Source organism: Novosphingobium anseongense, assembly GCF_037482895.1.
GTDB lineage: Bacteria > Pseudomonadota > Alphaproteobacteria > Sphingomonadales > Sphingomonadaceae > Novosphingobium > Novosphingobium anseongense.
Genome location: NZ_JBBHJZ010000001.1, coordinates 927321 through 941319 on the forward strand (window position 1 = coordinate 927321; position 13999 = coordinate 941319).

The following is a 13999-nucleotide window of genomic DNA, read 5'->3' on the forward strand; positions in this document are numbered from 1 at the left end:
AGAATTCACGTGTACATCGGCACCCATGCCCGGACCCAGCCTGACAAGCTGGCGGTCCTGCGCCCCGCGACAGGCGAGAGCCTGACCTACAAGGCGCTCGACGACCGTTCGAACCAGCTTGCGCAGCTGCTGTACGCGCAGGGCCTGCGCCGCGGCGACCATATCGCGCTCTATCTCGAGAACCACCTGGCCTTCTTCGAGGTGATCTGGGCGGGCATGCGCTCGGGGCTCTACATCACGCCGATCAACCGCTTCCTGCCCGCGGCCGAGGCCGCCTATATCGTCGACGACTGCGATGCGCGCGTGTTGATCGCTTCGGCCGCGCTCGACCAGTCCGAAGAGCTCGGCCGGCTCGCCGCGCGATGCGAGGTCAAGCTGTCGGTCGGCGGCGCGCTGCCGGGCTTCGACGATTACGAAACCGCGATCGCGCAGCATCCGGCCGAACCCTTGGCCGAAGAGCCGCTGGGCACCTTCATGCTCTATTCGTCGGGCACCACCGGCAAGCCCAAGGGCATCAAGCGGCCGCTCGCCGATCTTTCGGCCAGGGACGGCAATCCGGGCATGAAGGCGACTGTCGGCATGTTCGGTATCGACGGCGACAGCGTCTACCTCTCGCCTGCGCCGCTCTATCACTCGGCGCCCGCGGGCTACGTCACCGGCGTCACCCAGGCCGGCGGCACCGTCGTGATGATGGACAAGTTCGACGCCGAGGCAGCGCTCGACCTGATCGATCGTCACAAGGTCACGCACTCGCTGTGGGTGCCGACGATGTTCGTGCGCATGCTCAAGCTCGATCCCGAGATTCGCGCGCGTTACGACCTGTCGAGCCAGCGCAGCGCGATCCACGCCGCGGCGCCGTGTCCGGTCGAGGTCAAGCGCCAGATGATCGCCTGGTGGGGACCGATCATCGAGGAGTTCTATTCCTCGACCGAAATGGCGGGCTTCGCCAAGATCGGCAGCCGGGACTGGCTCGACCATCCGGGCTCGGTCGGCCGGTCGCAGGGCAAGCCCTTCCACATCTGCGACGAAGAAGGCCGCGAACTGCAGCCGGGCGAGCCGGGGATCATCTATGGCGAGGCGCAGACCGGCACACGCTTTTCCTACCACAAGGACGATGGCAAGACCGTCGGTGCCTCGCATCCCGAACACGCCGAGTGGGCGACCGTCGGCGACGTCGGCTACCTCGACGAAGAGGGCTACCTCTACCTGACCGACCGCAAGGCCTTCATGATCATCTCGGGCGGGGTCAACATCTACCCGCAGCAGATCGAAGATGCGCTGGCGCTGCACCCCAAGATCGCCGACGTCGCGGTGATCGGCGTGCCCAACGAGGAACTCGGCGAAGAGGTCAAGGCCGTAGTGGAGCCGGCCGCAGGCATCTTGCCGTCGGCCGAGCTCGCCGAAGAGATCCGCGATTTCGTCCGCGAAAGACTCGGCCGCCAGCTCACGCCGCGGACGGTCGACTTCACCGAGGCGCTGCCGCGGCTGCCCACGGGCAAGCTCTACAAGAAAGCGCTGCGCGACCAGTATTGGACGTGATCAGCCCTTGCGGAATATGATCACCCCATCTCCTCAACCGTCACCCTGAACTTGTTTCAGGGTCCATTCCTCCGCCGTAACCGACGCTCCGATCAGCAGCACGACCGCGCCACCGATCGTCTTCGCAGACACGCGCTTCCGGCTCGATGGCCCCTGAAACAAGTTCAGGCTGACTGGGTTGGTTGGAAAAGGGTGACGAGATCGCTTGTGGAGCGGGCCCGTGTTCACCCCGCCCGCAAGGGACCGAAGTCAGCCCCCCAGCAGCGGCCAGAGCACCATCGCCAGCCCGACGACGCTGACGAGGAACACCAGCGAACGCACCACGGGCACGCCCACCGCATAGAGCGGCAGATAGGCCACGCGCGCGCCCAGCCAGATCCAACCGCCAAGCGCGGTCGTGTCACCGGTCCGTCCAGCGACAACCACGCCGAGCAGGGCCGCGATCGCGATCGGGAAGGTCTCCTGGTAGTTCGCCTGGGCGCGGACGAGCCGGCCGACGATCGGGTCCATCGGCGGCAGCGCCTCGTCACGCGCGCCGGTGTTCCATTTGGTGCCGTACTGGCGCGTCTTGACGTGCCCCGCGGCGAAGATGTGGACGAAGAGCAGCACCGCGCCCCAGGCCAGGATCAGAATCTCGGTATGCATTGTGCCCCCTCCGTTGCTCAAACCAGCGTCACCCCGGGATAGTCGCCGATGATGATGCTCTCCATGTCGCCATAGCCGCTGTTGGCACCTTCGCGAATACGGACAGGCCGGTCGCGGATCTGCCAGCGGTAGTTCTCGGCGGTCTTCTCGGGCGCGTTGACGTCTTCCACGCATTCGCCGTCGAGGAAATCCTCGCCCTTGAAGCTGCCGTGGATCTGGTCCTTCCACGGGCCGTACATGCCCGGCAGCAGGCGGAAGCCCATCTCGGGGTCGAGCGCCTCGATCTCGAACACGCGCTCCTCGACCGACTTTCCCTTGCCCGCGAGCACGGCGGTGATCCGCCCGTGCATCGCCGCCTTGTCGCCCTGACGATAGGCGATCTCGGGATAGAGATGGAGGATCGGGATCTGCGTGCCGTCGCTCTCGTTGATGTAGCCGCTGAAGAATTCGGGCGGACCTTCGCCGCCGAAGTCGCGGAAGTAGTAGGCGAGGTCGTAGGAGGTGCCGTCGGGCCGATCGATCTGCGAGACCAGCCAGTTGAAGTGGTAGGCCTGCCCCGCCTTGCTGCCGCCGGTCGCGCCGACATTGCCGGGCACGAGGTCGCTCGGATCCTTGCCGACGTGTTCGCGGACACCCCACGAATGATCGCGGAAGCCGAACCAGTCCTCGGGCTCCACGGACTGTCGCTCGCCCTCTATCTCGATCCATCCCGTAATCGTGCCGGCCTGGTGATAGCGGATGACGTCGGAGGCAGCGCGACCCGCGGCGAAGACCGTGTCGCGCTTTTCGAAGAAGGCCGGCATCGTCGATGTGAAGACCAGGTCGAAGGCGATCGGCTGTGCTGCGTTGGGCGCGAGCGAGATGCGCACCGCCTTGAACGGCTCGATCACCTCGTAGGACAGCGGCCCGACCGCGGTTTCCTCTAGCCGCGGCCGCAGCACCCGGCTCGCGCGCACGGTCCGCTGTTGCGTGCCCTTCTGGATTCCGGCGAAACCGTCGAGCACGTTGCGGTTGGTGTACTTGCCCAGGCCGAAGCTCGCGGCGAGCGAGCCATCCTTGCGCGCCAGCATGAACCAGACCTTCTCGGTCCAGGCGCGGTCGGCCGTTCCTACCGTGGCGTGAGTGTTGACGATCTGGTGATTCAGGAATTCGTCCGCAGGCGTCAGCGGCGCGATGGTCGGGATCATGGGAATTCCTCTTAGAAGTCGCCGCCGTCGAGCATCGTCGTCATGACGCCGAGATAGTAATCGAGATTCTTCGCGAAGTAGGCGAGCTTGGGGTCCTGGCTGCGGCCGGTCAGCCACATCGCGGTGCCTTCGGCGATGATCGCGGTGATCTTTCCGATCTGCGCAATCTCGTGCCAGAACACGCCTTCGGCCGAGCGGCCCGAGGCTTCTTCCCACCAGGCGATGACCTGCGCGCGATCGGGCATGCCGGGCTGTTTCTGCGGCGTCGTCGCGCCGTGATAATCGCTGGCGAAACCGTAGAGCATGTAGCCGAGATCGGCGAGCGGCTCGCCGTTCAGCGCCATTTCCCAGTCAAGCACGGCGCTGACCTGACCGGCCTGCCACATCAGGTTCGACAGCTTGGTATCGCCGTGAACCACGGCCGGCACGCCGCTGCGCGGGGCGGGGCGGGCCAGCAGGCGATCGTACTGCGCGACGAGGGCGGGGCTATTCGCCGACGCGGCAAAGGCACGCCACATGCGCGCGTCGTCTTCCGGCGAAACCGGCGCACCGAGCACGTCGAGCGGCCGCAATTTCGCCAGCGAGCCGAAGGCCGAGACCCAGCGCTGCGCGACATCGCGACGGAAGGCTTCGCTGCCATCGACGAACCAGGGCTGGAGATCGAGGTCGTGGATCGATTCTCCCGCGACGCGCTCCATCACGAAGAACGGCACGCCGAGCGCATCCATATCCTCGCTCGCCAGGACGATCCGCGGGACGGGGGGCGCGCCGGGGGCATGGCCGAGTTCGCTGTAGATCGCCGCCTGGGCGATGACGTCGTGACCGTCGAGCATAGCCCCGGCCGAAGGCGGCAACCGCAAGATCAGGTCGGCGCCTTCGATCAGGTAGGTCTCGTTGGAAAAGCCGGTGGTCAGTGGCTTCACACCGGTTATCGTCGCACCCTCGGGCAGCATCGCTTGCAGTACGCGGGTCGTCTGGTCGAGGTCGGCGATCATGGTCATTTCTATGCGGGCGATCAGAAGGGCTGTCCACACGCAATGAATTGCACTTGCCATGATTCATTTTATACCGTGGCAACGATACGACAATCGAAGGACGGGATTCGATGGACTGGCTTAACGACGACCAGCGCGCCCTGCGCGACATGGCGGAGACCTTTGCGCGCAAGGAGGTCGAGCCCGTGGCCAACCGCATCGACATGGAGGAACGGACGCCTGACGAACTCGTCGCCAAGGCGGCCGAACTCGGTCTCTACGGACTCTATACCAGCGAGGCTTACGGCGGCGTGGGCGCAGACCTGGTCTCGGTCTGCCTGGTCAGCGAGGAGATCGCCAAGGCCAGCCCGGCCTTCGCCGGCATGCTGACCGTGCAGATGGTGCTCTGTCCGAAGACGGTCGAGATCCTCGGCACCGAAGAGCAGAAGCAGCGCATCCTGCCACGCGCGGTCACGGGCGAACGGCTGATGGCCTATTCGCAGAGCGAGCCGGGCGGGGCGGCGAACGTCGCCGCGCACCTGACGCGGGCCGTGCCCGACGCCGACGGCACGGGCTGGCGGCTCGACGGCGCCAAGCTGTTCTGCACCCAGGGCTCAGCCCAGACCTATCTCGTCATGTGCAAGACCCGCGACCGCGACGGCAACGAAGGCTACGGCTGCGTGATCGTCGAGGCCGAAGACGCGGGCTTCCAGGTCGCCCCCTACGAGCACAAGCTCGGCTGGCGCGGCACCAACACCGGCCCGATCTCGTTCGACAACGTCCATCTCGCCTCCGACGATATCCTCGGCGACCTGCTCAGCGGCGGCTTCTCGCACCGCGCCGCGAACACCGCCAACCTGCTCGCGCATTGCGCAGTCTCGGTCGGCTGCGCGCAGGGGCTGTTCGACAAGACACTCGACTATGTGAAGCAGCGCCGGCTCTATGGCCGCGACATGTCCGAACTGCAGCCCGTCGCCTATTGGCTGGCCGAGAGCCACGCCAAGATCGCCGCCTGCCGCGCACTGCTTTACGATACGGTCCGCGCCTTCGAGGCAGGGGCCATGGCGCCGGCCCAGTCGAACGTCTGCAAGACCTTCATCTGCGAGACCGCTTTCGACGTCTGCGTGAAGCTGCTCCAGCTCTGGGGCGGCAGCGGCATTATGGATTCGACCGGGGTCAACCGCTACATGCGCGACGCCCGCGCCCAATGCGTCGCCGAGGGTGCGAGCGAGATCCACTATGCGATCATCGCCAACCAGTTGCTGCACGGGCAGCCGACCCTGGTGCCGAGCAATATCGTCAAGAAGGCCTGAGTCAGCCTATCCGTTGGTAGGCCTATCTTTCGGCAGGGATGCGAGTCATCCTCCGGCGCGACGATCCGTCCGGAGGACCTCGCGTGACCACGCCCAAACAGCCTGACAAGCAGCCCGGCCCACTTACTCCCGCCGCCGAACAGGCCGAACGCGAACGCAAGCAACATCTGGACGAGGCGCTCGACGAAGCGCTCGAAGAAAGCTTCCCCGCAAGCGATCCACCTGCGGTCCACTGACCGTCTTTGCCATCGATTTCAGAGGAAGGTGGTGGACGCACTTGGGCTCGAACCAAGGACCCGCTGATTAAGAGTCAGCTGCTCTACCAACTGAGCTATGCGTCCACACTGCCGTTTCCGACACTCGATCGATCAGGCCGATTGCTCGGGCCCGATCGCTCGGGAGCGCTCCTAATAGCGATTGTTCGGCGGCTGGGAAGGGGGTGTTTCGATTATTTTTCAAATATTTGAAATATATAGGAAATATTGAATTTCTTCGTCGAATTTCGGCCGAATCGGTCGATCGTGTTCGGAATCATGCCCTCACGAGAGCCCCGCAGGTCGCACGCGCCAGCGATCGATCGCCATCAGCGTGCCGATGCAGATCATGTTGGTCATCATCGACGAACCGCCATGACTCATGAAGGGCAGCGGAATTCCGACGACGGGCGCCAGGCCCATGACCATCATCGTGTTGATCATCGCGTAGAAGAATATCGTTGCGACCATGCCGGCGGCGAGGAGCTGCGAAAAGCGATCGGGCGCGCGGCGCGCAATGCCGATCCCCCAGCGCAGCACCAGCGCGAAGACCAGCAGCACGAAGAGGCCGCCGACCAGCCCCCATTCCTCGGCCATCGTCGCGAAGACGAAGTCGGTGTGCGATTCGGGCAGGTATTCGAGATGGCTCTGCGAACCGTTGCCGAAGCCTTTGCCGAAGATGCCGCCCGAACCGATCGCGATCTTCGACTGGGTGATGTGATAGCCCGAACCGAGCGGGTCGCTCTCGGGGTCCATGAAGATCAGCACGCGCTTGCGCTGATAGTCGTGCAGCCCGAAGAAATAGGCCAGCGGCGCGATGATCATGCCGGCGAGGCCGCCCGCCACGAACCAGCGCAGCGGCAGCCCCGCGAGGAACATCACGACGACACCGCCGAAGCAGATCGCCAGCGCCGTACCGAGATCGGGCTGGATGATGACGAAGGCCGCCGGCACGGCGATCAGACCGCCGGCGGGTACGAGCCCGCGCCAGCTTGCCGTCATCGGCGCGGGCAAGGCATCGAAGAACCGCGCGAGCACCAGCACGATCGCCGGTTTCATCAGTTCGGACGGCTGCAGGGTCATGAAGCCGAGATTGAGCCATCGCTGACTGCCGCCGCCGATCGCGCCGAGCATTTCCACCAGGATCAGCAGAATCAGGACCGCGAAGTAGATCGGATAGGAACCGAGCTTGAACAGCTCGCGCGAGAAGCGCGACATGACCACGGCCATGCCGAGGAACACCGCAAAGCGGATGACATGCGTCACCGCCCAAGGCTGGAGGTGTCCGCCCGCGGCGGAATAGAGCACGGCCGATCCGAACAGGACCAGCGCGGTGAGCGGCAGGATCATCTGCCACGGCTGCCGCGCGACCTGAACGGGGACGATCGACCGGCTCATTGCGGCAGCACGATCGTGGGCGCCGGTGCCGGGGAGGGGCGTGCGGCAGGAGCAGGGGTCGGAGCCTCGATCACGGGTTCGGGTGGCGGCGTCTGAGCGTCACGCACCTCGGGCTGCGATCGCGGCGCCACGGGCTCGTCCGCCGCCGCTGCCGCGCTTTCCTGCGCCTGGGGCGATACCACCGGCGCGCGCGCGCCGTACTGCGCCGAGTAGGACGCATATTTGGCGGCCATGCGCTCCTGCGGCGTACCACCCCAGCCCTTTTCCATCTCGAGCAGCACGTCCATCGCCTTACCGGGATCGAACAGATAGGTCATGACGTCGCGCGCCACCGGATAGGCCGCGCCCGAACCGCCGCCGTGTTGGATCACCACGGCGCAGGCATAACGCGGCTTGTCGAAAGGCGCGAAGCAGATGAAGTGGCCGTGATCGCGGTGCTTCCACAGGCCGCCCTTGCCGCTCGATATGTTGAGGCCGACGACCTGCGCCGTGCCGGTCTTGCCCGCCAGCAGGACGTTTTCGATCGGCAGCCGCGCGCGACCGGCGGTGCCCGGACCGTTGACCACGTCGCTCATCGCCTGGTGGATGTAGTCGAGGTGTTCCTGCGGAATGCCCAGCGACTTGGGCTGCGGCGGGTTCTTGTCGTAGAGCAGCCTCGGCATCAGCTCCATGCCGCTCGCGAGCCGCGCGGCCATGACTGCCTGCTGCAGTGGGTTCACGAGCATGTAGCCCTGACCGATCGTCGCGTTGACCGTATCGAAGACGGCCCATTCCTTGCCGTACTTCTTCATCTTCCAGGCGGGATCGGGAACCGTGCCATAGGACTGGCCGACCACGGGCAGCTCGAACTGCTGGCCCAGGCCCAGGCGCTTGGCCATGGCCGCGATCTTCTCCATGCCGATCTGCTGGGCGAAATGATAGAAGTAGACGTCGCAGGACTGATAGATGCCCTTGGCCATGTTGACCGTGCCGTGACCGCGGCGGTTCCAGCAGTGGAACACGCGGTTGCCGACACGCAGACCGCCACCGCAGCCGACCGAGGCATCGGGCGAGAGGCCCGCCTCGAGGAAGGCGAGCGCCACCATCGGCTTGACCGTCGAGCCCGGCGGAAACAGGCCGCGCAGCACCTTGTTGCGCAACGGCACGTGATCGTCGTCGGACAGCATCTTCCATTCGATGCGGCCGATGCCGTCGGCAAAGCTGTTGGGATCGAAGCTGGGCATCGATACCATCGTCAGCAGATCGCCGGTCAGGCAGTCCATAACCACCACGGCCCCCGATTCGAGACCCAGGCGCCGCGCCGCATAGTCCTGGAGCGGGCCGTTGATCGTCAGATGCAAAGGCTTGCCGGGAACGTCCTCGCGCGTGTCGAGATCGCGGACGACGCGGCCCGAGGCGGTCACCTCGACACGCCGCGCGCCGGGCGTGCCGCGCAGCAGTTCCTCGAACTGCTTCTCCATGCCGTCCTTGCCGACCTTGTAGCCGGGCGTGACGAGCAGCGGATTGCGATCCTTCTCGTATTCCTCGGCCGAGGCCGGGCCGACATAGCCGATCAGGTGACCGACCGAAGGACCCGTCGGATAATAGCGCGAGAAGCCGCGCTGCGGCACCACGCCGGGCAGGTCGGGCAGACGGACGGAAACCGCCGCGAAGCGCTCCCAGTCGAGCCCCGACTTGACCTCGACCGGCTGGAAGCCGTGCGCCTTGTCGAGCTTGTCCTTGAGGTCCTGAACTTCGATCGCGGTGAGCTGGAGCAGCTGACCGAGCTGGTTCACCGTCTTGTCGGCGTCGATCAGCCGCTCGGGAATGACGTCCACGCGGAAATCCGCGCGGTTCGAGGCGAGCGGCGCGCCGTTGCGATCGAGCACCCAACCGCGCCGCGGGGGGATCAGGGTCAGGTTGACGCGGTTGCTCTCGGCCTCGAGCTGATACTTCTCGTTCTGTGCGACCGACAGGTAGGCGAGACGGCTAGCCAGCAGCACGCCGAGCCCGCCCTGGATCGCGCCGAGCACGACGACGCGGCGCTCGAAGCTTTGTCGCAGCAGGGCAGGGCTGGTGGTCGGCATCCGCCAGATCGCCTTCCAGTTCATCGGCTCATGTCCATGAAGGGTATGAGCCGGAACTTGTCGAAGGCGGCCACCACCCGGCCGACGAAGGGATAGACGAGCACCGCGAGGATTACCTGCGGCGCGAGCACGCCGACATGGGCGCCGCCGCCGGCGGCATTGGCCGCGCCGAGTGCCGCGACGATGTAGACCAGGATCAGCGCCGTCGCGAGCGCCCATTCGAGCGCAAAATTGCGCCAGGGGAAGCGCAGCTCGATGACTTCGAGCACGATCATCGCCAGCGACCACAGCAGGATCGCACTGCCCAGCGGCTGGCCGCTGTAGAGATCGTCGAAGAAGCCCAGCGGAAACCCGGCCCAGACCGGCAGAAGCCCAGGGCGAAGCTGGCGCCAGGCGAGCAGCGTCAGGAAGCCGAAGGGAGGCACATAGGGCGCCGAGGCGACGAACAGCCAGGCGGGCAGTACCGAGGCGAACATGATCGACAGCCAGGGTACGCTGCGAGCAACGAAGGGCGAGGGCGCCCGGTTGATGCGCCGGCGAAAGCGGCTCTGTACGGCGTTGACCAGGCGCGACGGCATCAGCGCGGGCCGGGGGCTGCCGGGGGCGGCGCGGCCGGTCCCGAGGCGACGGGCGTCGGCTCGGGCTGGGGCGCCCAGACGCGGTCGACGGTGACGAACTCGGTTGCCGCCGGATCGGCGAGCACGCGGGCGATGGCGCCGTCGCGCGTGATGCTCGTCACCGCGGCAAGCGCGATGCCGGGCCGATAGAGCCCGCCCGAACCCGAGGTGACGAATACGTCGCCGGGCTTGAGCGGATTGATCCCGAGGTTGATCAGGCGCAGTTGAAGCCGGCCATCGCCGAGCCCCTGGGCGAAAGCGGCGACACCGTCCTGCGCGCGGCGTACCGGCACGACGCTTTCGGTATCGGTGACCAGGAGCACGCGCGCGGTCGAACTGCCGACCTCGAGCACGCGCCCGACCAGGCCGAGCGGCGAACGCACCGGCATGCCGATCATGACGCCGCGACCCGAACCCGCGCCGAGCGTGGCAAAGCGGCGCGTCGAACCACCCGTCGCGGCGACGAGTTGGGTCGTCACCACGGGAGCCGGGTCCTGCTGGACCAGGCCGAGCAGCCCCTTGAGCCGCGCGTTCTCTTCGGCGATCGCCTGCGCCTCGACCAGGCGGATCTTCGCTTCGGCCAGTTCGCGTTCGAGCTTGGCGTTGCGCACGCCCGCAACGGCATAGCCGCGCACGACGTCGAAGAAGCTCTGGCTCGCGGCGCGGCTCTCGGCCACGACCTTGCCGCCGGGTTCTGCGGCATCGGCCGCGACACCGCGCAGGCCGGCGAAACTGCCGGAATCGAAAATCGAGACGATCAGGAATCCGCCGCCGACGAGCGCACCGACGATCCCGGCGATGTAGCCGAAGAACGTGCCGTACTGCGCCCTGCGCGAATATCCGGAGCGCCGGTTAGGTGGCGGCGCCATGGAGCCTTCTCCTCCTGGCGATTACGCGGTCATCAGGACGCCGCGATAGACCGGGTCTTCCATCGCGCGGCCGGTGCCGAGCGCGACGCAGGACAGCGGGTCCTCGGCGATCGAGACGGGCAGGCCGGTCTCTTCGCGCAGGTACTCGTCGAGGCCCTGGATCAGCGCGCCGCCGCCGGTCAGGACGATGCCCTGGTCGACGATGTCGGCTGCAAGTTCGGGCGCGGTGTTTTCCAGAGCGATGCGCACGCCCTCGATGATCGCGCCGATCGGCTCGGACAGGGCTTCGGCGATGTTCGCCTGGGTGATCGTGATTTCCTTGGGCACGCCGTTGACGAGGTCGCGGCCCTTGATGTGGATCGTCTCGCCCACGCCGTCGGCGGGGACCATGGCGATCGCATAGTCCTTCTTGATCCGCTCGGCGGTCGATTCGCCGATCAGCAGGTTGTGGTGGCGGCGGACATAGGAGACGATTGCCTCGTCCATCTTGTCGCCGCCGACGCGGACCGAGGTCGTGTAGGCGAGGCCGCGCAGCGAGAGCACTGCGACTTCGGTGGTGCCGCCGCCGATGTCGACGACCATCGAGCCGACGGGCTCGGTCACGGGCATGTCGGCGCCGATCGCCGCGGCCATCGGCTCGAGGATCAGGTAGACCTGGCTGGCGCCGGCGTTCGAGGCGGCGTCGCGAATCGCGCGGCGCTCGACCGAGGTCGACCCTGAGGGCACGCAGATCACGATCTCGGGATAGCGGAACAGGCTCTTCTTGCCGTGCACCTTGCGGATGAAATGCTTGATCATCTCTTCGGCGATTTCGATGTCGGCGATGACGCCGTCGCGCAGCGGGCGGATCGCTTCGATGTTGTCGGGGGTCTTGCCCATCATCATCTTGGCGTCGTCGCCGACGGCCTTGACCTTCTTGATGCCGTTGATCGTCTCGATCGCAACGACCGAAGGCTCGTCGAGCACGATGCCGCGATCCTGGACGTAGACCAGGGTATTCGCCGTCCCCAAGTCGATGGCCATGTTCTGCGAACCGAACTTGAAGAATCGCGACATCAACGAAGCCATCGAAAAATCCGTAACTTGCCGGGCACTTAACCGCGTGGCTCGCGGCGGCGTGCAGGCCGGCTGGTGAGCGTGGAAGGCGGCTTCCTAGCGCAGCATTTGGCGAAAGGCCAAAATTTTGTGGCGCAATCCGGGGATAGCTTTCGCGCCCCAGTCTCGAATTTCCGGCACTTCGTCGCTATGCAGTGGAAGTGCCCGAAAGCTCACCAAGAATCCCCCCGGTCATCCGGCGCCTGCCCGAGGAACTCGTCAACCGAATCGCCGCGGGCGAGGTGGTCGAGCGTCCGGCCTCGGCACTCAAGGAACTGGTCGAAAACGCGATAGATGCGGGGTCGAGCAACATCACCGTGCGGCTCGCCGCCGGCGGGCTCGACCTGATCGAGGTGACCGACGACGGCTGTGGCATGGGCCCGGCCGAGATCGCGCTCGCGCTCGAACGCCATGCCACCTCGAAGCTACCCGACGAGCACATCGAACTGGTCGGCACGCTCGGCTTTCGCGGTGAGGCCTTGCCCTCGATCGCCAGCGTCGCGCGTCTCTCGATCGAGTCGCGGCCGCGCGGGCAGGAGGGCTGGAAGCGCGTGGTCGATCACGGCCAGGTCGCCGACGACGGCCCCGCCGCGTTGCCACCGGGCACCCGCATCCGGGTCGAGGACCTGTTCGGCAAGGTTCCTGTGCGACGCAAGTTCCTGCGCACCCCGCGCGCCGAATATGCGGCCTGCCTCGACGTGGTGCGGCGACTCGCTATGGCACGGCCCGAACTCGGCTTCACGCTCGAGCACGACGGCCGCCGCGTGCTCCAGGTTCAGCCCGAAGAGGCACTGGCCGCGCGCGTCTCCCGCCTCGTCGCGCGCGAGCTTGCCGACGATGGCGTGGTCATCGATGCAGAACGCGGGTCCGCACGGCTCACGGGGGTGGCGGGCCTACCCACCTACAATCGCGGCGTCGCCGATCACCAGTACCTGTTTGTCAACGGCCGCCCCGTGAAGGACCGGCTGCTGATCGGCGCGGTGCGCGGCGCCTATGCCGACATGCTCGCGCGCGACCGTCACGCCGTGCTCGCGCTGTTCCTCGAGCTTTCGCCCGAAGAGGTCGACGTCAACGTCCATCCGGCCAAGACCGAGGTGCGCTTCCGCGATCCGGCCTTCGTTCGCGGCTTCATCGTCGGTGCGCTGCGCCACGCGCTCGACAGTTCGGGCCAGCGTTCGGCGCAGAGCCCGGCCGCCGGCGCCATGGCCAACTGGCAGGTAGAGCCCGTCACCGCGTCCGCGCCCTATACGCCTCCGGCGCCGACACCGCTGGGCAGCCTGTTCACCAGTTTCGACCGCCCGGCGCCGCGCCTCAGCGAGTCGGGACAGAGCTGGCGCGGCTACGAACAGGCGCTGATGGCACCACCGGCGGCGCGCGCCGAGGTGGCCGAGGAGATCGGAGAGGAAGCGGTTCAATTCCCGCTCGGCGTCGCACGCGGGCAGGTGGCAGGCACTTACATCGTCGCCGAGGCCGAGGACGGACTGGTCATCGTCGACCAGCACGCTGCGCACGAACGGCTCGTGCTCGAGCGCCTGCGCGCGGCGGGTGCCCAGGGCGCGGTCGCTGCGAGCCAGGCGCTGCTGCTGCCCGAAGTCGTCGATCTCGAGGAACCCGCCTGCGACCGGCTCGAGGAAAAGGCGGAAGAACTTGCGGGGCTGGGCCTCGCGATCGAGCGCTTCGGCCCGGCGGCCATGCTCGTGCGCGCGGTGCCGACCGCGCTGGGCAAGAGCGACGTCCAGGCGCTGGTGCGCGACATCGCCGACGACCTCGCGCAGAACGGCGATGCCCTGTTGCTTGGTGAGCGGCTCGAACACGTGCTTGCGACCATGGCCTGTCATGGCTCGGTCCGGGCCGGACGCGTGCTGGCGGTGGCGGAAATGAATGCGCTGCTGCGGGAGATGGAGCGCACGCCGCGCTCGGGCCAGTGCAACCACGGCCGTCCGACTTGGGTGAAGCTGGCCCACGGCGACATCGAGAAGCTGTTCGGCCGCAAGTAACCGCGCGGGAACCACGCCTCGGCGTCGCGCATTGTCCACTCGTGA

General features: G+C 66.6%; 12 protein-coding genes and 1 tRNA gene. 4 read left to right on the forward strand and 9 right to left on the reverse strand.

What is annotated here, in order from left to right; all coding sequences use genetic code 11:
- The first annotated feature begins 9 nt into the window (after positions 1-9).
- The gene (locus tag WG901_RS04470) at positions 10-1539 is read left to right on the forward strand and encodes an AMP-binding protein (protein ID WP_339585805.1); all 1530 of its coding nucleotides are present in this window, start codon (positions 10-12) and stop codon (positions 1537-1539) included.
- 249 nt (positions 1540-1788) lie between these two features.
- Here WG901_RS04470 and WG901_RS04475 read toward each other — a convergent pair whose 3' ends face one another.
- From WG901_RS04475 to WG901_RS04485, 3 genes are read right to left on the reverse strand one after another with little or no spacing between them, the layout of a single operon-like run.
- A complete protein-coding gene (locus WG901_RS04475; protein WP_339585806.1) occupies positions 1789-2184 on the reverse strand; it encodes an MAPEG family protein in 396 nt (131 codons plus the stop codon).
- Positions 2185-2201: 17 nt separating this feature from the next.
- Positions 2202-3371: an Rv3169 family protein gene (locus tag WG901_RS04480; RefSeq protein ID WP_339585807.1), complete on the reverse strand. Its 1170-nt coding sequence runs from the start codon at positions 3369-3371 to the stop codon at positions 2202-2204.
- Between the two features lie 11 nt (positions 3372-3382).
- Entirely contained in the window at positions 3383-4372 is a 990-nt protein-coding gene (locus tag WG901_RS04485) for a phosphotransferase family protein (RefSeq protein ID WP_339585808.1), read from the reverse strand.
- Between the two features lie 104 nt (positions 4373-4476).
- Here WG901_RS04485 and WG901_RS04490 point away from each other — a divergent pair, with 104 nt between their 5' ends.
- Together WG901_RS04490 and WG901_RS04495 are read left to right on the forward strand one after the other, a co-directional pair.
- On the forward strand, positions 4477-5658 hold the full coding sequence (locus tag WG901_RS04490; protein WP_339585809.1) for an acyl-CoA dehydrogenase family protein: 1182 nt from the start codon (positions 4477-4479) through the stop codon (positions 5656-5658).
- 83 nt (positions 5659-5741) lie between these two features.
- A complete protein-coding gene (locus WG901_RS04495) occupies positions 5742-5894 on the forward strand; it encodes a hypothetical protein (protein WP_339585810.1) in 153 nt (50 codons plus the stop codon).
- A gap of 29 nt (positions 5895-5923) precedes the next feature.
- Here WG901_RS04495 and WG901_RS04500 read toward each other — a convergent pair.
- From WG901_RS04500 to WG901_RS04525, 6 genes are all read right to left on the reverse strand, one after another.
- Positions 5924-5999 (reverse strand) — tRNA-Lys (locus WG901_RS04500).
- A 198-nt stretch (positions 6000-6197) separates the two neighbouring features.
- Positions 6198-7310: a rod shape-determining protein RodA gene (gene rodA / locus WG901_RS04505; protein ID WP_339585811.1), complete on the reverse strand. Its 1113-nt coding sequence runs from the start codon at positions 7308-7310 to the stop codon at positions 6198-6200.
- Positions 7307-9400, reverse strand: coding sequence for a penicillin-binding protein 2 (mrdA, locus tag WG901_RS04510; RefSeq protein ID WP_339585812.1), 2094 nt, complete (start codon positions 9398-9400; stop codon positions 7307-7309). Before mrdA ends, rodA begins: the two co-directional genes overlap by 4 nt.
- Positions 9397-9954, reverse strand: a complete 558-nt coding sequence (gene mreD, locus WG901_RS04515; RefSeq protein WP_339585813.1) for a rod shape-determining protein MreD — start codon at positions 9952-9954, stop codon at positions 9397-9399. Before mreD ends, mrdA begins: the two co-directional genes overlap by 4 nt.
- On the reverse strand, positions 9954-10862 hold the full coding sequence (gene mreC / locus WG901_RS04520; protein ID WP_339585814.1) for a rod shape-determining protein MreC: 909 nt from the start codon (positions 10860-10862) through the stop codon (positions 9954-9956). Before mreC ends, mreD begins: the two co-directional genes overlap by 1 nt.
- A gap of 21 nt (positions 10863-10883) precedes the next feature.
- Entirely contained in the window at positions 10884-11930 is a 1047-nt protein-coding gene (locus WG901_RS04525) for a rod shape-determining protein (protein ID WP_339585815.1), read from the reverse strand.
- 188 nt (positions 11931-12118) lie between these two features.
- On the opposite strand from WG901_RS04525, the gene mutL reads away from it, so the two are divergent.
- Positions 12119-13954 carry a DNA mismatch repair endonuclease MutL gene (gene mutL, locus WG901_RS04530; RefSeq protein ID WP_339585816.1) on the forward strand — a complete coding sequence of 612 codons (1836 nt, stop codon included), beginning with the start codon at positions 12119-12121 and terminating at the stop codon, positions 13952-13954.
- The last annotated feature ends 45 nt before the right edge of the window (positions 13955-13999 follow it).

Coding starts and splice junctions, on each gene's coding strand:
- mreD (WP_339585813.1), bottom strand. CDS start 9,954: ATGCCGTCGCGCCTGGTCAACGCCGTACAGAGCCGCTTTCGCCGGCGC.
- WG901_RS04475 (WP_339585806.1), bottom strand. CDS start 2,184: ATGCATACCGAGATTCTGATCCTGGCCTGGGGCGCGGTGCTGCTCTTC.
- WG901_RS04525 (WP_339585815.1), bottom strand. CDS start 11,930: ATGGCTTCGTTGATGTCGCGATTCTTCAAGTTCGGTTCGCAGAACATG.
- WG901_RS04480 (WP_339585807.1), bottom strand. CDS start 3,371: ATGATCCCGACCATCGCGCCGCTGACGCCTGCGGACGAATTCCTGAAT.
- rodA (WP_339585811.1), bottom strand. CDS start 7,310: ATGAGCCGGTCGATCGTCCCCGTTCAGGTCGCGCGGCAGCCGTGGCAG.
- WG901_RS04490 (WP_339585809.1), top strand. CDS start 4,477: ATGGACTGGCTTAACGACGACCAGCGCGCCCTGCGCGACATGGCGGAG.
- WG901_RS04485 (WP_339585808.1), bottom strand. CDS start 4,372: ATGACCATGATCGCCGACCTCGACCAGACGACCCGCGTACTGCAAGCG.
- mrdA (WP_339585812.1), bottom strand. CDS start 9,400: ATGAACTGGAAGGCGATCTGGCGGATGCCGACCACCAGCCCTGCCCTG.
- mreC (WP_339585814.1), bottom strand. CDS start 10,862: ATGGCGCCGCCACCTAACCGGCGCTCCGGATATTCGCGCAGGGCGCAG.